15 protein-coding genes and 1 tRNA gene are annotated in these 18,578 nt (G+C 73.4%); 15 read left to right on the forward strand and 1 reads right to left on the reverse strand.

Going from position 1 to position 18,578, the window contains the following annotated elements; all coding sequences use genetic code 11:
- Positions 1-32 precede the first annotated feature (32 nt).
- The 8 genes from rsmI (at position 33) to SM793_RS00800 (ending at position 8,900) form a co-directional block, all read left to right on the forward strand.
- The gene (gene rsmI, locus SM793_RS00765) at positions 33-893 is read left to right on the forward strand and encodes a 16S rRNA (cytidine(1402)-2'-O)-methyltransferase (RefSeq protein ID WP_320435977.1); all 861 of its coding nucleotides are present in this window, start codon (positions 33-35) and stop codon (positions 891-893) included.
- Between the two features lie 401 nt (positions 894-1,294).
- A complete protein-coding gene (locus SM793_RS00770; RefSeq protein ID WP_320435978.1) occupies positions 1,295-1,744 on the forward strand; it encodes a hypothetical protein in 450 nt (149 codons plus the stop codon).
- A gap of 52 nt (positions 1,745-1,796) precedes the next feature.
- Positions 1,797-3,416 (forward strand): methionine--tRNA ligase, encoded by a 1,620-nt coding sequence (gene metG / locus SM793_RS00775; protein ID WP_320435979.1) that lies wholly within the window; start codon positions 1,797-1,799, stop codon positions 3,414-3,416.
- Positions 3,417-3,450: 34 nt separating this feature from the next.
- Positions 3,451-4,329: a TatD family hydrolase gene (locus tag SM793_RS00780; RefSeq protein ID WP_320435980.1), complete on the forward strand. Its 879-nt coding sequence runs from the start codon at positions 3,451-3,453 to the stop codon at positions 4,327-4,329.
- A 70-nt stretch (positions 4,330-4,399) separates the two neighbouring features.
- The gene (locus tag SM793_RS00785; protein WP_320435981.1) at positions 4,400-5,023 is read left to right on the forward strand and encodes a Uma2 family endonuclease; all 624 of its coding nucleotides are present in this window, start codon (positions 4,400-4,402) and stop codon (positions 5,021-5,023) included.
- Positions 5,024-5,051: 28 nt separating this feature from the next.
- The gene (gene rsmA, locus SM793_RS00790; RefSeq protein ID WP_320435982.1) at positions 5,052-5,948 is read left to right on the forward strand and encodes a 16S rRNA (adenine(1518)-N(6)/adenine(1519)-N(6))-dimethyltransferase RsmA; all 897 of its coding nucleotides are present in this window, start codon (positions 5,052-5,054) and stop codon (positions 5,946-5,948) included.
- Between the two features lie 10 nt (positions 5,949-5,958).
- Positions 5,959-6,906 (forward strand): 4-(cytidine 5'-diphospho)-2-C-methyl-D-erythritol kinase, encoded by a 948-nt coding sequence (locus SM793_RS00795; protein WP_320435983.1) that lies wholly within the window; start codon positions 5,959-5,961, stop codon positions 6,904-6,906.
- A 149-nt stretch (positions 6,907-7,055) separates the two neighbouring features.
- On the forward strand, positions 7,056-8,900 hold the full coding sequence (locus SM793_RS00800; RefSeq protein WP_320435984.1) for an ABC-F family ATP-binding cassette domain-containing protein: 1,845 nt from the start codon (positions 7,056-7,058) through the stop codon (positions 8,898-8,900).
- 98 nt (positions 8,901-8,998) lie between these two features.
- On the opposite strand, the gene SM793_RS00805 is transcribed toward SM793_RS00800, so the two are convergent.
- The gene (locus SM793_RS00805; RefSeq protein WP_320435985.1) at positions 8,999-11,053 is read right to left on the reverse strand and encodes an FUSC family protein; all 2,055 of its coding nucleotides are present in this window, start codon (positions 11,051-11,053) and stop codon (positions 8,999-9,001) included.
- A gap of 406 nt (positions 11,054-11,459) precedes the next feature.
- Here SM793_RS00805 and SM793_RS00810 point away from each other — a divergent pair, with 406 nt between their 5' ends.
- The 7 genes from SM793_RS00810 to galE all read left to right on the forward strand — a co-directional run bounded on the left by SM793_RS00810 (position 11,460) and on the right by galE (position 18,553).
- A complete protein-coding gene (locus SM793_RS00810) occupies positions 11,460-11,984 on the forward strand; it encodes a hypothetical protein (protein ID WP_320435986.1) in 525 nt (174 codons plus the stop codon).
- 43 nt (positions 11,985-12,027) lie between these two features.
- Entirely contained in the window at positions 12,028-13,665 is a 1,638-nt protein-coding gene (locus SM793_RS00815; protein ID WP_320435987.1) for a hypothetical protein, read from the forward strand.
- Between the two features lie 98 nt (positions 13,666-13,763).
- Complete coding sequence (gene mycP, locus SM793_RS00820) at positions 13,764-15,047, forward strand: type VII secretion-associated serine protease mycosin (RefSeq protein WP_320435988.1); 1,284 nt, start codon at positions 13,764-13,766, stop codon at positions 15,045-15,047.
- 117 nt (positions 15,048-15,164) lie between these two features.
- Positions 15,165-16,499, forward strand: a complete 1,335-nt coding sequence (locus tag SM793_RS00825; RefSeq protein WP_320435989.1) for an MFS transporter — start codon at positions 15,165-15,167, stop codon at positions 16,497-16,499.
- Between the two features lie 64 nt (positions 16,500-16,563).
- Positions 16,564-16,636: transfer RNA gene (locus SM793_RS00830), tRNA-Thr, on the forward strand.
- Between the two features lie 168 nt (positions 16,637-16,804).
- Positions 16,805-17,473 carry a response regulator transcription factor gene (locus SM793_RS00835; protein ID WP_320435990.1) on the forward strand — a complete coding sequence of 223 codons (669 nt, stop codon included), beginning with the start codon at positions 16,805-16,807 and terminating at the stop codon, positions 17,471-17,473.
- Between the two features lie 117 nt (positions 17,474-17,590).
- On the forward strand, positions 17,591-18,553 hold the full coding sequence (gene galE / locus SM793_RS00840) for a UDP-glucose 4-epimerase GalE (RefSeq protein ID WP_320435991.1): 963 nt from the start codon (positions 17,591-17,593) through the stop codon (positions 18,551-18,553).
- Positions 18,554-18,578: the final 25 nt, after the last annotated feature.

Below are 18,578 nucleotides of genomic sequence, written 5' to 3' on the forward strand. Positions count from 1 at the left end.
CCCGGCGGCCGGTTGCTGGAAGGATGGGGTCCGTGACAGGAGTACTCGTACTGGCAGGAACACCCATCGGCGACGTCGCGGACGCCCCGCCCAGGCTGCTCACCGAGCTGGCCGCAGCGGACGTCATCGCGGCGGAGGACACCCGGCGACTGCGCCGGCTCACCCAGGCTCTCGGGGTGACCCCGGCCGGGCGGGTGGTCTCCTATTTCGAGGGCAACGAGGTCGGGCGCACCCCCGAACTCGTCGAAGCGCTGCTCGGCGGGGCCCGCGTCCTGCTGGTCACCGACGCCGGGATGCCGTCCGTCTCCGACCCCGGCTACCGGCTGGTGGCCGCCGCCGTGGCCGCCGGCCTCAAGGTGACCGCGGTGCCGGGCCCGTCCGCGGTGCTCACCGCGCTGGCGCTGTCCGGGCTGCCGGTCGACCGGTTCACCTTCGAGGGCTTCCTGCCGCGCAAGAACGGCGACCGGGCCCGGCAGCTGGCCTCGGTCGCCGCCGAGCCGCGCACCATGGTCTTCTTCGAGGCCCCGCACCGGATCGCGGAGGCACTCGCCGCGATGGCGGAGGCGTTCGGCCCCGAGCGGCCCGCCGCCGTCTGCCGGGAGCTGACCAAGACCTACGAGGAGGTCAAGCGCGGGCCGCTGGGCGACCTGGCCGCCTGGGCGGCCGAGGGGGTCAGGGGCGAGATCACGGTGGTCGTGGCGGGTGCGCCGCCGGCCGCGCCGAAGGAGCTGGGCCCGGCCGAGCTGGCGCGGCTGGTGGCCGTGCGGGAGGAGGCCGGGGAGCGGCGCAAGGAGGCGATCGCGGCGGTCGCGGCGGAGCTCTCGCTGCCCAAGCGCGAGGTGTTCGACGCGGTGGTGGCGGTCAAGAACGCCGCCGCGGGGGGAGCCGGCTGAGCGGTCGGCCGGAGGGCGGTCGTGCGGTGGTCGTGCGGCGGCGGGGAGGCGGCCGGGCCGGCGGGGAATCCGGTCGGGGTGGCGGCCGGGAATCCGGTCGGGAACGGTCGACGGACGGTCGGAAAGCGCCCCGGCAGGCGCCTGAGCTGCGAGTACGCACAGTTCGTGGACGAGGTGCCGCCGGGCGCGCGGACGCGTACCTTGGAGAGAAGGCCCCGGGTAAACGCCCGTCGAGTTGAAGCTTCGGTCGAGGTTTTCGGACAGGACCCACCCTTTCGTATAGGGCTTCCCAACCCCCCTCCAAGTCTTCACAAGACGGGCATCGCCCGGGACGTTCCGGGCATTTCCTCGGATGGAAAGACCCAGCCGGGCGAGCGCCCGGCGGGCGCTGGGAGACGGCTATGAGCGAGACGATCGGTAGCCCCCGCGGTGGCAACGCCCTGAGCGACCCCGGCCCGAGCGGCGCCGGCCCGAGCGGCCGGGCGCACACCCCCGTCGAGACCGTCCGGGAGGCCTACTCCTTCGTGTGCCTGAGCTGCGGGTACGGCTGGGAGCAGGCGTACGACATCGAGCACCACGTGGCCCGGGACGGGCGCGTCGTGTTCGAGTACCACGCCAACGGAGTCCGGGTGCCGTCGCCGCTGCTCAAGCCGACCTGCCCGGGCTGCGGCGGCCACACCGTCCGGATCATGCGCGAGGGCCGGGTGGCCGGGCAGGACAAGCCGTGGGAGCACGCCCCCGGATACCCGTCGCACGCGGAGCCGGCCGCCGCCCCCGCCACGGCCCGGCCGGTGCGGACCGCCCCCTCGGGCGGGCGCTGGGCGCGGTTCTGGGCGCGCATGCGCGGCTGACGGTGGCAGCGGCGGTCGGGCCCGGACCCGGGCCCGACTAAGCTTGCCGACCATGGCGGCCACTGCAGACCACAGCACCACCGGGGGCACCACTCCCGCGTACTACGTCACCACCCCGATCTACTACGTCAACGATCGCCCCCACCTGGGCCACGCGTACACCACCGTGGCGGGCGACGTACTGACCCGCTGGCACCGCCAGCGCGGCGAGCGGGTGTGGTACCTGACCGGCACCGACGAGCACGGTCAGAAGATCCTGCGCACCGCGGAGGCCAACGGCGTCACCCCGCAGGAGTGGTGCGACAAGCTGGTCGAGGAGGCCTGGAAGCCGCTCTGGCAGCACCTGGAGATCGCCAACGACGACTTCATCCGCACCACCCAGGAGCGGCACACCGCCCGGGTGCAGGAGTTCGTCCAGGACCTGTTCGACAAGGGCGAGATCTACAAGGGCGGCTACTCCGGCCCGTACTGCGTCGGCTGCGAGGAGTACAAGCTCCCCGCCGAACTGCTCGACGGCGCCTCCGAGGGCGAGAAGCTCTGCCCGATCCACAAGAAGCCGGTCGAGTGGCTGGAGGAGGAGAACTACTTCTTCCGCCTCTCCGCGTACGGCCCGAAGCTGCTGGACTTCTACGCCGAGAACCCCGGCTTCATCGCCCCGGAGTCGGCCCGCAACGAGGTGCTCCGCTTCGTCGAGCAGGGCCTCCAGGACCTCTCCATCTCCCGCTCCACCTTCGACTGGGGCGTCCCGCTGCCCTGGGACGACAAGCACGTCCTGTACGTGTGGGTGGACGCGCTGCAGAACTACATCACCGCGGCCGGCTACGGCGCCGACCCGGAGCGGTTCGCCGAGCTGTGGCCGGCCTCGGTGCACCTGGTCGGCAAGGACATCCTGCGCTTCCACGCGGTGATCTGGCCCGCGATGCTGATGGCCGCGGGGCTGCCGCTGCCGAAGCGGGTCGTCGCCAACGGCTGGCTGATGGTCGGCGGCGAGAAGATGTCCAAGTCCAATCTGACCGGCATCTCGCCCACCGACCTGACCTCGCACTTCGGCGTGGACGCCTACCGCTACTACTTCCTGCGGGCGATCCCGTTCGGTACCGACGGCTCGTTCTCCTGGGAGGACTTCAGCGCCCGGTACACCTCCGAGCTGGCGAACGACTTCGGCAACCTGGCCTCCCGGGTGGCGGCCATGGTCGGCAAGTACTTCGACGGCGTGCTGCCGGCCGCCGCGGCGCCGGGCGCCGCCGAGCAGGCCGTCACCGAGGGCCTCGCGGCGGCGGTCGCGACCGCGGACCGGAAGATCGGCGAGGAGCTCGACTTCGCCGGCGGACTCGCGGCGATCTTCGAGTTCATCAAGCAGGTCAACGGCTACCTCACCGAGCAGGAGCCGTGGAAGGTCGCCAAGGACGACTCGGCCGAGGGCCGGGACCGGCTGGCCACCATCCTCTACACGGCGGCCGAGTCGCTGCGGGCCACCGCGGTGCTGCTCAACCCCGTCATGCCGGCCACCGCCGAGAAGCTCTGGGAGTCGCTGGGCGCCGCCGAGGGCCTGGGCGCGCTCGCGGAGCAGACCGTCGCCGACGCGGCTCGGTGGGGCCGGCTGCCGGCCGGCGCCACCGTCACCAAGGGCGACATCCTGTTCCCGCGTCTCGAGGAGAAGCCGGCCTCCTGAGGCCCGTCTCCGTGGCAGAGAAGGACGACGACTGATGCCGAAGAAGGACGACGAGCGGTCCACCCCGCCGCCGCTGCCGGCCCCGCTGGCGGTGGCGGTGGCGGACTCGCACACCCATCTGGACATGCAGTCCGGTACCCCCGAGGAGGGCCTCGCCAAGGCCGCCTCGGTCGGGGTGGCCACCGTCGTCCAGGTCGGCTGCGACGTGCCGGGCTCGCGCTGGGCCGCCGAACTGGCGGCCCGGTTCGAGCAGGTGCACGCCGCCGTCGCCCTGCACCCCAACGAGGCGCCGCGGATCTTCCTCGGCGACCCCGACGGCTGGTCCGGGCAGCGGCGCGAGCCCGGTGGGCAGGCCGCGCTCGACGCGGCGCTCGCCGAGATCGACGCGCTCGCGGCGCTGCCGCACGTCCGCGCGGTCGGCGAGACCGGCCTCGACTACTTCCGCACCGGTCCGGAGGGCGTGGAGATCCAGAAGGAGTCGTTCCGCCGCCACATCGCGATGGCCAAGCGGCACGGCAAGGCCCTGGTGATCCACGACCGGGACGCCCACGAGGACGTCATCGCCGTCCTGCTGGCGGAGGGCGCGCCCGAGCGGACCGTCTTCCACTGCTACTCCGGCGACGCGGAGATGGCCAAGGTCTGCGCCGAGCACGGCTGGTACCTCTCCTTCGCCGGCCCGGTCACCTTCAAGGCCAACCAGCCGCTGCGGGACGCCCTGGCGGTCACCCCGCTGGACCGGGTCCTGGTCGAGACCGACGCCCCCTTCCTCACCCCGCACCCCTACCGCGGCCGCCCCAACGCGCCGTACCTGATCCCGGTCACGGTGCGGTCGATGGCGGAGACGCTGGGCCTGCACGAGGACGCGCTCGCCACGGCGATCGCGGAGAACACGGCGCGGGCGTTCGGGTACTGACCTGTTCGAACGAACGTCTGGTTCAGGAGAAACGGTTCGGCACTCCTGGCGGCTTCCTAGGCTGGCTAGCATGAGTGCAGTGAGGGAGGTGGCCATGACCGCCATGCCGATCGACGGACCCGCTGAGGATCATCACGAATCGTCGCACCCGCTGTCCCAACTGCGGACGTACGAGCAGGCCAAGCACCTTGATCTGCCGTTCGACTGGGATCTTGTGGACGGAGTCATCGTGGTCCGGGGGCAGACGAATCAGTGGCACGACCAGGTGCGGGACGAGCTGTACTCAGCTCTTCGCGGCGCACGGGTCGCGCCCTACGCGGTCAACGTCGAGCGCTGTGTACTGCTCGACGAGGCCAACACGACCAAGCCGGACGTGGTCGTGTTCGACAAGACCGGCATCGACGTCTTCGAGCTGGAGTGCCTCCCGCCCCGGAACGTGGTGCTCACGGTCGAGGTCGTCTCGCACGGCACCCGGGCCAACGACCGCTTCCGTAAGCCCGGGCAGTACGCGGACAAGGGCATCCCGTACTACTGGCGGGTCGAACGGGGTCTGGACGACCTGCCGATCGTCCATGAGTTCCACCGGGACGAGGAGAAGGGCGTCTACCTTCTCGTCGCCCAGCACGAGGGCGTGCTGCGGACCTCGGTGCCCTACCCCGTGGAGATCGACCTCGCGGCGGTCGTCGAGCTGTGAGGGGGCGGGGCGCCCGTATCCTTGGCGGGTGAGCACCACCGACCCCACCTCTGACAGCCGCCCCCAGCCCTCGGCCGGGGAGACGCCCTTGCTGGGCGGCGCGGACATCCGGGCGCTGGCCGAAGCGTTCGGCGTTCGGCCGACCAAGCAGCGCGGGCAGAACTTCGTCATCGACGGCAACACCGTGCGGCGGATCGTCCGGGCCGCGGGGGTGACCGGCGAGGACACGGTGGTCGAGGTCGGGCCCGGGCTCGGGTCGCTGACCCTCGCGCTGCTGGAGGTCGCCCGGCACGTCACCGCGGTCGAGATCGACCCGGTACTGGCCCGCCACCTGCCGGACACCGTGGCCGCCCGGATGCCGGGCCGGGCCGACTCCTTCGACCTGGTGCTCAGCGACGCCATGCTGGTCACCGAGCTGCCCGGTCCCGCGCCAACCGCGCTGGTCGCCAACCTGCCGTACAACGTGGCCGTGCCGGTGCTGCTGCACATGCTCGCCACCTTCCCCAGCATCGAGCGCACCCTGGTCATGGTGCAGAGCGAGGTCGCCGACCGGCTCGCCGCCAAGCCGGGCAACAAGGTGTACGGCGTCCCGTCGGTCAAGGCCAACTGGTACGCCGAGGTGAAGCGGGCCGGTGCGATCGGCCGCAACGTCTTCTGGCCCGCCCCCAACGTCGACTCCGGGCTGGTCTCGCTGGTCCGCCACGACCCGCCGAGCACCACCGCGAGCCGCGAGGAGGTGTTCGCGGTCGTCGACGCCGCGTTCGCCCAGCGCCGCAAGACCCTGCGGGCCGCGCTGGCCGGCTGGGCCGGCTCCGCCGCCGGGGCCGAGCAGGCGCTCGCCGCCGCCGGGATCGACCACAAGCTGCGCGGCGAGATGCTCACCGTCGAGCAGTTCGCCGCCATCGCCGAGCACAAGCCGGAGTAAGGGTTTCCCAGTGACCGTCACGGTACGCGTGCCCGCCAAGGTCAACGTCCAGCTCGGGGTCGGCGGACTGCGCGCCGACGGCTTCCACGACCTGGCCAATGTCTTCTTCGCGGTCGCCCTCGGCGACGAGGTGACCGCGACGGCCGGCGAACCCGGCACGGGCGTCACCCTCAGCTGCGCGGGGCCGGACGCCGACGCCGTGCCGCTGGACGACAGCAACCTCGCCGCCCGCGCCGCCCGGCTGCTCGCCGCCCACCACGGCCTCGCCGCGGCCGACGTCCACCTGCACATCGCCAAGGCCGTCCCGGTGGCCGGCGGCATGGCCGGGGGCAGCGCGGACGGCGCGGCCGCGCTGGTCGCCTGCGACGCCCTGTGGAAGCTCGGCACACCCGTCGAGGTGCTGCTGGAGCTCGCCGCCGAACTCGGCTCCGACGTGCCGTTCGCCCTGGTCGGCGGCGTCGCCCTGGGCCGCGGCCGGGGCGAGATCCTGGAGCCGCTGCCCGTCGCCGGCACCTACCACTGGGTCTTCGCCGTCGCCGACGGCGGTCTGTCGACACCCGCGGTCTTCCGCGAGTGCGACCGTCTGCGCGAGGAGGCCGGCACCGGCTCCAGCGACACCGAGGTGGCCACCCCCGACGCCGACCCCGCGCTGCTCGCGGCCCTCGCCGACGGCGACGCCGCCGCACTGGCCGCCGCGCTGACCAACGACCTCCAGCCGGCCGCCCTGTCGCTGCGCCCCGCCCTCGCCGCCACCCTGCGGGCGGGCACCGGGGCCGGTGCGATCGGCGCCCTGGTCTCCGGCTCCGGGCCGACCTGCGCCTTCCTGGCCAAGGACGCCGAGGCCGCCGAGGCCGTCGCGGCCGCGCTGCGGGCCTCCGGCAGCTGCCGGGCCGCGCACGCCACCTACGGGCCGGTGCCGGGCGCGGCGGTGACGGTCGGGGAGCCGCGGGGACAGTAGCCGGGGGACCGGGGCAAGCGGCGGGGCAGCGGCGGGGCAGCGGCGGCCGCCGACTCGGTCGGGAGGGGAGCCGGGGCGGGCGCACTAGGCTGGGGAGGATCCGGACCTCCGCCCGAGCCCGGACCGTCGAACCCAGGAGCGCAGCACACGTGGCCGTCAATCTCGCCACCATCGAGTCCGTCACGAAGGTGTACGGCACCCGGGCCCTTCTGGACGGGGTCAGCCTCGGCGTCAGCGAGGGGGACCGGATCGGCGTCGTCGGACGCAACGGCGACGGCAAGACCACCCTGATCCGGATGCTCGCCAAGCTGGAGGAGCCGGACAGCGGTCGGATCACCCACGTCGGCGGGGCGGAGCTGGCCGTCCTCACCCAGCACGACTCGCTGGACCCGGACGCCACCATCCGGCACGAGGTCATCGCCGGCCGCGCCGACCACGAGTGGCTCGGTGACGCCCGCATCCGCGACATCATCGAGGGCCTCTTCGGCGGCCTCGACCTGCCCGGCTTCCCCGACGGCCTGGACACCGTCATCGGCCCGCTCTCCGGCGGTGAGCGCCGCCGGATCGCCCTCGCCAAGCTGCTGCTCGGCTCGCCCGACCTCATCGTGCTCGACGAGCCCACCAACCACCTCGACGTCGAGGGCATCGCCTGGCTCGCCCAGCACCTCCAGAACCGCCGCTCCGCGCTCGTCTGCGTCACCCACGACCGCTGGTTCCTCGACCAGGTCTGCACCCGGATGTGGGACGTCCAGCACGGCTCGGTGCACGAGTACGAGGGCGGCTACTCCGACTACGTCTTCTCGCGCGCCGAGCGCTCCCGGATCGAGGCCACCGAGGAGCAGAAGCGCCAGAACCTGGCCCGCAAGGAGCTCGCCTGGCTGCGCCGCGGCGCCCCGGCCCGCACCTCCAAGCCGCGCTACCGGATCGAGGCCGCCAACGCGCTCATCGCCGACGTCCCCGAGCCGCGCGACAAGAGCGAGCTGATGAAGTTCGCCAACGCGCGCCTGGGAAGGACCGTCTTCGAGGTCGAGGGCATCACGGTGAAGGCCGGCCCGAAGCTGCTGCTGGAGGACGTCACCTGGCAGCTCGGCCCCGGCGACCGGATCGGCCTGCTCGGCGTCAACGGCGCCGGCAAGACCTCGCTGCTGCGGGCGCTGCGCGACGCGTACACCTCGGAGGGCGACATCCAGCCCGACTCCGGCGTCATCAAGGTCGGCAAGACGGTGCGGCTGGCGTACCTGTCCCAGGAGGTCGCCGAGCTGGAGCCGACCACCCGGGTGCTCCAGGCCGTCGAGCAGGTCCGCTCCCGGGTCGACCTCGGCAAGGGCCGGGAGATGAGCGCCGGCCAGCTGTGCGAGCAGTTCGGCTTCGGCAAGGACAAGCAGTGGACGCCGGTCGGCGACCTGTCCGGCGGCGAGCGGCGCCGGCTCCAGCTGCTCCGGCTGCTGATGGACGAGCCCAACGTGCTGTTCCTCGACGAGCCCACCAACGACCTCGACATCGAGACGCTGAACCAGCTGGAGGACCTCCTCGACGGCTGGCCCGGCTCGATGATCGTCATCAGCCACGACCGCTTCTTCATCGAGCGGACCACCGACGTGACGTACGCGCTGCTCGGTGACCGGCGGATGCGGATGCTGCCGAACGGCGTCGACGAGTACCTGGCGCGGCGGGCCGCGATGGCCGCCGCAGCCGCCGCTTCGGCCGCCGCCGCGGTCGCGGCCGGAGCGCCCGGTGGTGCCGCCGCGGGCGGTGCGGAGGACTCGGGGTCCGCGCTGTCGGGCGGCGACCTGCGGGCGGCGAAGAAGGAGCTGCAGAAGCTGGAGCGCCAGATCGCCAAACTGGACCAGAAGGAGTCCAAGCTGCACGCCCAGCTCGCCGAGCACGCGGCCGACTTCTCCAAGGTCGCCGAGCTGGACAGCCAGCTTCGGGCGGTCCGGGACGAGAAGGAGGAGCTGGAGATGACCTGGCTGGAGCTGGCCGAGCAGGTCTGACCGGGAGTCGGAGCCGAGGCCGAGGTCTGACCGGGGCCGGGGGGGCCAGGGGGCAGGGGCGTCGGGGTCCGACCGGGGCAGGGCCGGGGGCGGCCGGCTCAGCGGGACGGGCGGCCGGCGAGCAGGGCGTCCAGTTCGTCCGCCGCCCGGCCCAGCGCGCTGCGCGACGGGTCGTGCGGCCCGGTCGGCCGCACCGCCGCCCCGGTCGGCGGACGGTGCGCGCGCGCCGCGGCCGTCAGCTCGTCCAGCGCCCGGCCGACCCGCTCCACCTCCGCCCGCTCCGGCACCCGCCCGCCGTACCGGCGCTGCGCCGCGAACGCCGCCACGGCACCGCTCAGCCGCTCCAGCGCGGCCGTCGCGGGCAGCCACTCGGCCGCGTGCCGGCCCGTCGGCGGCGGCTCGGCCAACCCCTGCTCCACCTCCGCGCGGGCGTCCGCGAGCGCCCGGTAGGCCGTCCGCCGCAGCCACACCTCGGCCCCGGGCTCCGGGCCGTCCTGCCGTGCGACCGAGGCCAGGTAGGCCCTCAGCGCGACCGCCGCGGACACCAGCCGCGGCTCGATCCGGTGTCGCGGCCGTTCCGGCCAGAGCAGATGGCCGAACAGCAGCACGACCGCGCTGGCCAGCACGGTGTCCAGCACTCGGGGCCAGAACGCGGCCGCGCCGTCCTGCCCGCCCAGTTGCAGCAGGACCAGCGCCATCGGTGTCATCACCACGGTGTTCAGCCCGTAGTGCGCCGCCGTCGCGTACGGCAGCAGGGCCACGCAGAGCGCGGCGATCGCGACCAGCGCCCACGGGCCGGGAGCCAGCGACAGCACCGCCGCCGTCACCGCCACCCCCAGCACCGTCCCCACCGCACGGCTCACCGAACGCAGGAACACCGAGCCGAGGTCCGGTTTCAGCACGAAGGCGACCGTCATCGGCACCCAGTAGCTCCGGCTCAGCGGCAGCGCGGCCATGAGCGCCGTCCCCACCGCGATGCACAGCGCCAGCCGCGCGCCGTACCGGGCCGCCCCGGGTGAGACCAGCCGCACCCGCAGCCGCCACGGGTCCGGTGGGGGCGCGGGAGCCGTGTCCAGCGCGGCCTCCCGGCCCGCGACCGTGGCCGCGGCCGCGCGCAGCGCCGCGTCCAGGGCCTGCCGGGACGGTGTGTCCGGCGCCCAGTCCGGCACCGGTACCTCGCTGCCGCCGGGTGCCACCGCGCCGCCGGGTTCCATGCCGCCGCCGGGTGCCACCGCGTTGCCGGGTTCCATGCCGTGACCGCGCTCCACCGCCCGGGCCAGCAGGCCCGGCACGGCGGCCACCTCGGGCGGCACCGGCCGCCTGGCCCACAGCAGGCCGGTGGCCGCCTCGGTGGCGGCGAGCGCGGCGCGGTACATCGTGTGGACGCGGCGGGCGGGGTCCGGGGCCGCCGGGCCGGGCGGGTTCCGTGGGTGGCGGGGCAGGGGCGGGAGCACGTCCTGGAGCTGGTTCAGACGGCCGGTCAGCACCTGGCGGGCGGACGGCCCCTGCGGAGTCCCGAGATCCGCGAGCATCCGGCCGAGCGCGTCGTACACGGCGGCGAGCGCGCGCACACCCGGGTCGGCGCCGGGAGCCCGGCGACCGCGCAGGGACACACCGAGCAGCAGCACCAGCACCGCACCCGCCGGCAGCACCGCCGCGGCGCCCCACCACGGGTGCGGCAGCGGCATACCGCTCCCGAGCGTGGCGGAGACGAGCAGCAGCAGCCCCGCCGCCGAACCGCGCGGGCCCGTCGCGCTCAGCGCGCCGGAGACGAACGCCGTCACGGTCAGCCCGGCGCCCAGGGCCAGCGCGCCGGCCTGGGCGTGCTGGAGCGCGCTGCCGATCAGCATGCCGAGCGCCGAGGCCGGCACGGCGGTGGCGATCCGGCGGGCCCGCAGCCGGACCGGCTCGACGCGGTCGTTCATGGTCGCGTGCATCGCGCCCAGCCCGGCGAACACCCCGAGGTCCACCCGGTGCGCCAGCAGCCCGGCGGCCAGCGCCGACACCATGGCGAACGCGGCCCGGGTCATCGGCGCCCACGGCAGCGGCGGCCGGGCCGGGCGGGCGGCACGGGCCCACCAGGGGGTGGCGGGGGTGTTGCCGGCGCCAGGGGTGCTGGAAGTGATCGGGGTGCTGGGGGTGCTGGGGGGCATGCGGGGCGTCCGATCCGCGGCGGGGCCGGGCCCGGCGGGTGCGGGGCTGGGCGGCGGCCCGGGGCGCTGCTGTGCGACGCTGCGCGGCAGTGGAGGTCTCGTCCGGGGCGAGCGGACCGGGCCAGTCTAACGGCGCCCGTCGGCCCCCGGCCCGGCCCCTGTGCGGGGCGCACGTGTCAAGTTCGTACCGATCGCTTGCGGGCGGGGCAAGGGCCCTGCCGGTCCGACGGAGGCGGTGGCTACGATGATTGAGGCGCCGTCCGTCCCGACGGGCGGACGGTTCTGCCGGATCGAGCTGACCGATCCGGTCGACCGGTACGGCCGGTAGGACCGAGTAGTTGACGGTGTGTCGCGGTGCGGCGACCTGCGGGGGTTCGCGCCGCGCACGGGGGAGAGGTGGATTGCTGTGCCAGGCGAAGCTGGACCGGGTGGCGCAGGCTGGGCCGAGGGCCCCAACGGCGAGGTGAAGCCGTGGACGCTGGACAACAGTTGGGTCGGCCGTGTGGTCGGCCAGGTCCAGGTCGACGTCAGTGCCACCGCGCTGGTGGCGGCGTTCGGGTCCAAGGACGTCAAGATCGAGCTCGACACGCTCACCACCTTCAAGAAGAAGGTCGACGCGCTGCTGGCCTCGCTGGAGGGCTCGGAGGCGGCGCAGCACAAGATCAAGGAACAGAAGCTGAACGCCGGGAACCTCGGTAGCGGTTTCCACGAGTCCGCGGACCTGATGACCGCGTACGACCGGACGCACGCGGCGATCGCGCAGCTCTCGAAGTCGTTCGCGGAGCAGATCGACAAGATGAGCAGTGCGGTCGCGCAGACGGCGGGCAGCTACGGCAACAACGAGGAGCACCAGACGGCGGCGGTCAACGCGGTCGCGAAGAACGCGGACGGCGGACCGGGCGGGCCGGGGTCGAAGAGCGGTGACTACTGATGGTGCGCATGTCCGTGGGGTCGACCGGGACGGGGGACAACTGATGGCGGGCGGAACCAATTTCGAAGGAATCAATCATCCGCAGCTCAAGTCCATGGTGGCCGGCAGTGATCCGTCCAGGGTGACCGGCCGTGGCAACCAGCTCAAGGCCGCCGGGCGTGTGCTGGACGAGCTCAGCAAGGCGCTGGCCGCCCACGTGACCCAGATCCAGTGGGAGGGGCCGGCCGCCGAGAACTTCAAGTCGTGGGCCGGTGACCTGCACAAGTCGGCGTCCATGATCAGCGAGTACTCGAAGGGCGCGGGCGACGCCATGGTGCAGGCCGGGGAGGCCCTGAGCACCGCGAAGACGGGCGTGCCGGAGGTCCCGACCAAGGACATCGACATGGTGAAGCGGCACTCCGAGCAGCCGTGCCTCAAGCCTTCGCCGTTGAGCATCGCCGGCTTCGGCAACCCGTCCGTGTCCACCGACGCGATCATGAAGAAGGAGGACCCGACCTGGGTCTCCTCCATGGAAGCCACGGCGGCGCAGAAGCGGGTGGACACCGCGCACCAGGAAGCCATCCACCAGATGGAGAAGCTGGGGCAGGCGTACGAGGCGGCGACGACCAAGCTGAACTCGCTCAAGATGCCCGATCTGCCGGGAACTCCCGGCGACGGGCCGAAAGCGGTCGACGGAGGAACCGCCGTGCCGGTGGAGTCCGGTGGCGGACGCTACGGCTCCGGAGGAAGCAGTCGGGGCACCCGCAGCGGGAGCACCGGCAGCAGCGGCTACAGCCCGCCCTCCGGCGGCGACCGGAGTGGAAGCAATTCCGTGACGCCGCGTCCGCCGGTGCTGGTGACGCCCGGGCCGACGCCGCCGGGGAACGTCACACCGCCGCCGCGCCACGGAACTCCGGCGCCGCTGCCGGGCGACCCGAACACGCCGGGAGCGGTGCCGACGGGACCGACGCACCCCGGGGACCGTCCCGGCACCGGGCTCGACAGCCTGCCGACGGTACCGACGCCGACCGGCCTGACCGGACCGACCGGGCCGGTGGGTCCCGGGGGCGGTCCCGCGCCGGTGCACCCCCAGGGCGGTGGTCCCGGGTACCCGGGTACGCCCGGCGGAGGGCCGATCCCGTTCGGCGGGACCGGTCCGTTCATCGGTGGAACCGGCGCACCGAAGAGCGGCGGGGGCCCTGTGCCCCTGAGCCGGACCGGCACCGTCGGGGGCAATCTGCCGACGAAGAACGGCGGTCCGGGCGCGAGCAACGGCGGCACGGTCTTCGGGGCGCGTGAGGCCCAGGGCCGCTCCGGCGGGTCCGGCGCCGGTGGCTTCGGTGGTCCGGGTGGCGGGATGCACCAGGGGGGCGGCCACGGTGGTGGCGCGGTCGGCGGTTCGCGGGGGCGGGGCTACAGCTCGACCGGCGGCGGCGTGGTCGGCGGGGCGAAGGGGCCGGTGGCCGGCGGGGAGTTCACCCCGGGCGGCAGCGGTCTGCGCAACCGGGCCACCGCGGCCGGTGCGGCGTCCGCCGAGGGCGCGGCGCGGCCGGGCCAGAACGGCATGATGGGCCCGGGCATGGCGGGCGGAGCGGGTGAGCGGCGCGAGCGCGACCGTCGCAACCGGGCCGACTACCTGCACGAGGACGAGGAGACCTGGACCAGCGGTACTCCGAAGAGCAACCCGGGCGTGATTGAGTAGTTCGGAACGACTGCCCGGCCACTGGGCCTCCCGGTGGCCGGGCAGTCCTGCGCCAGGCGGGGTTCGGGCCCGACGGGGAAAGTGACGAGGGAGCAGCGATGCGGCGGACGAACGTACGGGCGCGGGGATTCGCCGCGGCGATGGTGGCGGCCGGGATCGTGGCCGGGCCGGCTGTGGGTCCGGCGGTCGCGGTGGACTCGATCCGCGAGCAGCAGTGGCACCTGGACACCATGAAGGCGCCCGAGATCTGGCAGACGAGCAAGGGGCAGGGGATCGTCGTGGCGGTGGTCGACGGCGGCTTCCGGCTCGATCATCCGGACCTCGTCGGCCAACTGCTCCCCGGCAAGGACCTGAGCGGAGTGCCCGGTGGGATCGGTGTCGACAAGAGTGGTCATGGCACGGGAATCGCCGGTTTGATCGCGGGATCCGGAAAGGGCCTCGGTGGGAAGGGCGCGTACGGTCTGGCGCCGGACGCCAAGGTTCTCCCGATCAAGATAAACATCAACGACGACCCGGCGCAGCCGATCGATGCCTCCGGCTACCTCAAGCAAGTGGGCCAAGGAATCACCTACGCCGCGGACCAGGGGGCGAAGGTCATCAATGTCTCCTCGGTAGCCGGGTCCTCCGGGGTCTCCATGGGGGACATCGCCGAACTCGAGAAGTCAGTGAAGTATGCAAACGGCAAGGGCGCGCTGGTTGTCGCGGGTGCTGGAAACAGCGGGCAGGAAGGAAATCCCGCCCTGTATCCCGCCGCGCTCCCGAGCATCATCGCGGTAGCTGCGGCCGACCGGGCCGGAACGGCCACCGACGAGTCCGAACACGGCCCGCAGGTCGACATCGCGGCCCCCGGAGTGGACATCTACACGTCGTGTGTCGCGGAGTCCGGCTACTGCAAGAAGCACGGGACATCCGATGCGACCGCGCTTGTCTCGGCGTCGGCGGCTCTGCTCTGGGCCGCTCATCCCGATTGGGCTCCGAATCAGATCACCAGGGTGCTGATCGGAACTGCGGGGAAGCCGAAGGACGGTTCGAATCGAACGGACTTCATCGGCTACGGAATCGTCCGTCCTCGGGTCGCGCTGACGATGCCGGGGGACCCGGGCCCAGCCGATGTGAGTCCTCTGGTCGAGCCCTCGGCCAGTGCGGCGTCGGCGACACCGTCTACGTCCTCGACGCCCGCTGTGTCCCAGAGCCCGGCGGTGCAGCCCGCGCCCACCTCGCCCTCCTCCTCCGCCCCGCCGGTGGCGGCGGACGAAGAGGGCGGGGGCTCGGTCCCGGTCGTGGTGGCCGCGGTGGCCGGGGGCCTGGTGCTGCTGGCCGCGGTGGTCGTGGTGGTGCTGCGGCGGCGGGGGGCGTCGGGGGGCGGCCCGTACGCGCGGTGAGCGGTCGCGCCCCCTGGTGTGCGGGCGGTGCCCGGGGGCGTGGGGGGCGGGGTGGGGCGCGGGTGTCACCCGGGTGGGTGCTGTCCGGGGTGGGGCGGGGTCGCCAGGGTTGGGGGTATGGGTGCGACGGGGCAGATGCGGCGGGCCGCTGCGGCGGCGCTGATCGGTACGGCGATCGAGTTCTACGACTTCTTCATCTACGGGACGGCGGCGGCGCTCGTCTTCGGGGAGGTGTTCTTTCCCGGACTCGGCACGGTTGGCGCGCTGTTGGCGGCGTTCTCGGTGTACGCGGTGGCGTTCCTGGCGCGGCCGCTGGGGGCGGTGGTGTTCGGGCACTTCGGGGACCGGCTGGGGCGGAAGACCACGCTGGTGGTGTCGTTGCTGCTGATGGGGCTGTCCACGGCGGTGGTGGGGGTGTTGCCGGGGTTCGCCGAGTGGGGGTGGTGGGCGCCGGCGGCGCTGGTGGTGCTGCGGGTGTGTCAGGGCGTGGGGCTGGGCGGGGAGTGGGGCGGCGCGGCGCTGCTGGTGGCGGAGAACGCGCCGGCCGGTCGGCGGGGGCGGTACGGGGCGTATCTGCAGTTGGGGCCGACGACCGGGTTCGTGCTGGCCAACGGGATCTTCCTGGTGCTGCAACTGTGGCTGGACGAGGCGGCGTTCAGGTCCTGGGGCTGGCGGGTGCCGTTCCTGGCCTCGCTGGGGCTGGTGGCGGTGGGGCTGTTCGTGCGGTTGCGACTGGAGGAGACGCCGCTGTTCCGGGGCGAGGTGCGGACGGGGGCCGAGCGGGCGCCGGTGGTGGAGGTGCTGCGAGGGCACTGGCGGACGGTGCTGCTGGGGTGCGGCGCGATCACCGTGGGGTACGCGTTGTTCTACCTGACCACGACGTACTCGCTGGCGTACGCGACGACCGACCTCGGGGTGCCGAGCACGGTGGTGCTGTCGATGCTGCTGGCCGGTGCGGTGGGGAAGGGCGTGACGGTGTGGCTGAGCGCGCGGCGCAGTGACACCTGGGGGCGCAGGCGGACGCTGCAGGGGGCGACGGGTCTGGCGGTGGTGTGGTCGCTGGTGCTGTTCCCGCTGCTGGAGACGGAGCGGCGCGGGCTGATGTTCCTCTCGCTGGCGGGGGCGATGGTGGTACTCGGCTGTCTGCTGGGGCCGTTGGCGGCGTTCCTGCCGGAGCTGTTCCCGACCCGGGTGCGGTACACGGGGGCGGCGCTGACCTACAACCTGGGCGGGGTGGTGGGCGGGGCGACCACGCCGTTGATCGCGACCAGGCTGACCGGGACGTACGGGACCGCGGAGCCGGTCGGCTGGTACCTGGCGGGCTTCGGGGTGGTGGCGCTGCTGTGTCTGCGGCTGCTGCCGGAGACCAGCGGGAACGACCTCTCGGTGGCCTCCGGGCCGGTCGCGCGGACCACCGGGACCGATTTCCCAATCCGCCCCCCTGCCGTGTAATGTCTTCCTTGTTCGAGCGGGCGGTCGGAGCGCAAGCGAAGCCAACGGTTCGGACAGGTAACAGGCCCCTATAGCTCAGTCGGTAGAGCGTCTCCATGGTAAGGAGAAGGTCTGCGGTTCGATTCCGCATGGGGGCTCGGTCAGGACCCCCGCCGTCGAGGCGGGGGTCCTTTTCGTTGTGTCCGCCCGGTGGTGGCGTTGAGACGGTCTGGCAAGTCGGGTACGGAATGCGCTCTGATGGTGCGTCACCGGCCGCCCGTTCCCGCCGCGGGGCTGCGGGCGGGACGCCGACCTGGAGGGGTCTCATGGGTGTTCGCCTCGTGGTGGTCGACGACCACCGGTTGTTGGCCGAGGCGCTGGCCACCGCGCTCCAACTGCGGGGCCACCGGGTGCTCGCGGTGGGCTCGCCGGCCGCGTCGGCGGCCGATCTGGTGGCGGGACGGCGTCCGGAGGTATGTCTGCTGGGGGTGGCCGTGCCGGCCGACCCGGGGGCGTTCGACGGCTTGCGCAGGATCCGCAGGGAGCGGCCCGAGGTGGCTGTCATCGTGCTCGGTCCGGTGGGTGAACTCCGCGGCGTGGCCGCCGCGTTCGCGTCCGGCGCGGCAGGTTACGTGCCGAGCGACGAGCGGATCGAGGTGGTCGAGCGGGCGATCGCGCGGGCCCGGGCCGGTGAGGCGGCGGTCGCGGTGGAGGTGCTGCGGGGCGCGTTCGACCAGTTGCTGAGGCCGGCGGCGGAGCCGGACGACGAGGCGGTCCGGCTGCTGCGGCTGCTCACCCGGCGCGAGGTGCAGGTACTGGCGCGGATCGCGGACGGCGAGGACACCGCGGCGATCGCGGCCGGGATGCGGATCGCGGCGAGCACGGCCCGGACGCACGTCCAGCGGGTGCTGATGAAGCTCGGCGCGCGGACCCGGCTGGAGGCGGCGGCGGTGGCGGCGCGCACCGGTCTGCTGGACCGGATGGCGCGAGGTTGACGGACGGCCGTCCGGGTGGCCCGAGCACCTCCGGTGGACAGGGAGAATGGGCCCCTGTCGTACGAACGTCCCCGATGGTCCGCCGACCGCGGACCATCGCCCGCTGGAGGTCGCATCATGAGTAAGTACCTGGTCACGGGTGGCGCCGGCTATGTCGGCAGCGTGGTCGCCGCCCACCTGCTGGAGGCGGGGCACCGGGTGACCGTCCTGGACGACCTCTCGACCGGTTTCCGCGAGGGCGTGCCGGCCGGTGCCGAGTTCGTCGAGGGCCGGATCCAGGAGGCCGGCCAGGTCCTCGACGGCTCCTTCGACGGGGTGCTGCACTTCGCGGCCTCCTCGCAGGTCGGCGAGTCGGTCGTGGACCCGGAGAAGTACTGGCGCAACAACGTGGCCGGCTCGCTGGAGCTGATCGCCGCGATGCGGGTGGCCGGTGTGCGCAAGCTGGTGTTCTCCTCCACCGCCGCCACCTACGGCGAGCCGGAGTCGGTGCCGATCGCCGAGACCGCCCGCACCGCGCCGACCAACACCTACGGCGCCACCAAGCTGGCCGTGGACCACCTGATCACCAGCGAGGCCGTCGCCCACGGCCTGGCCGCCGTCTCGCTGCGCTACTTCAACGTGGCCGGTGCGTACGGGGCGTACGGCGAGCGGCACGACCCGGAGTCGCACCTGATCCCGCTGGTGTTCCAGGCCGCGCTCGGGCAGCGCGAGCACATCGCGGTGTACGGCGACGACTACCCGACCCCGGACGGCACCTGTATCCGCGACTACATCCACGTCGCGGACCTGGCCGACGCGCACCTGCTGGCGCTGGACGCGGCCGTCTCCGGCGAGCACCTGATCTGCAACCTGGGCAACGGCAGCGGATTCTCGGTCCACGAGGTGATCGAGTCGGTCAAGCGGGTCACCGGCCGGGAGATCCCGGTGGTGGTCTCCGGCCGCCGCGCCGGCGACCCGGCGGTCCTGGTGGCCTCCGCCGAGCGCGCCCACCAGGCCCTGGGCTGGACCCCGCGCCGTCCGAACCTGGACGACATCGTGGCCGACGCCTGGAAGTTCACCCTGGAGAAGAACGCCGGCTGAGGCACGGGCCGGGGCCTGCCCCGGC

The sequence above is a fragment of the Kitasatospora purpeofusca genome (assembly GCF_034043715.1).
Lineage (GTDB): Bacteria > Actinomycetota > Actinomycetes > Streptomycetales > Streptomycetaceae > Kitasatospora > Kitasatospora purpeofusca_A.

Bases quoted from the DNA above. Each gene is read 5' to 3' on its own strand.
- metG (WP_320435979.1), top strand. From the start codon at position 1,797: ATGGCGGCCACTGCAGACCACAGCACCACCGGGGGCACCACTCCCGCG.
- SM793_RS00815 (WP_320435987.1), top strand. From the start codon at position 12,028: ATGGCGGGCGGAACCAATTTCGAAGGAATCAATCATCCGCAGCTCAAG.
- SM793_RS00825 (WP_320435989.1), top strand. From the start codon at position 15,165: ATGGGTGCGACGGGGCAGATGCGGCGGGCCGCTGCGGCGGCGCTGATC.
- SM793_RS00770 (WP_320435978.1), top strand. From the start codon at position 1,295: ATGAGCGAGACGATCGGTAGCCCCCGCGGTGGCAACGCCCTGAGCGAC.
- mycP (WP_320435988.1), top strand. From the start codon at position 13,764: ATGCGGCGGACGAACGTACGGGCGCGGGGATTCGCCGCGGCGATGGTG.
- galE (WP_320435991.1), top strand. From the start codon at position 17,591: ATGAGTAAGTACCTGGTCACGGGTGGCGCCGGCTATGTCGGCAGCGTG.
- SM793_RS00780 (WP_320435980.1), top strand. From the start codon at position 3,451: ATGCCGAAGAAGGACGACGAGCGGTCCACCCCGCCGCCGCTGCCGGCC.
- SM793_RS00835 (WP_320435990.1), top strand. From the start codon at position 16,805: ATGGGTGTTCGCCTCGTGGTGGTCGACGACCACCGGTTGTTGGCCGAG.
- SM793_RS00805 (WP_320435985.1), bottom strand. From the start codon at position 11,053: ATGCCCCCCAGCACCCCCAGCACCCCGATCACTTCCAGCACCCCTGGC.
- SM793_RS00785 (WP_320435981.1), top strand. From the start codon at position 4,400: ATGAGTGCAGTGAGGGAGGTGGCCATGACCGCCATGCCGATCGACGGA.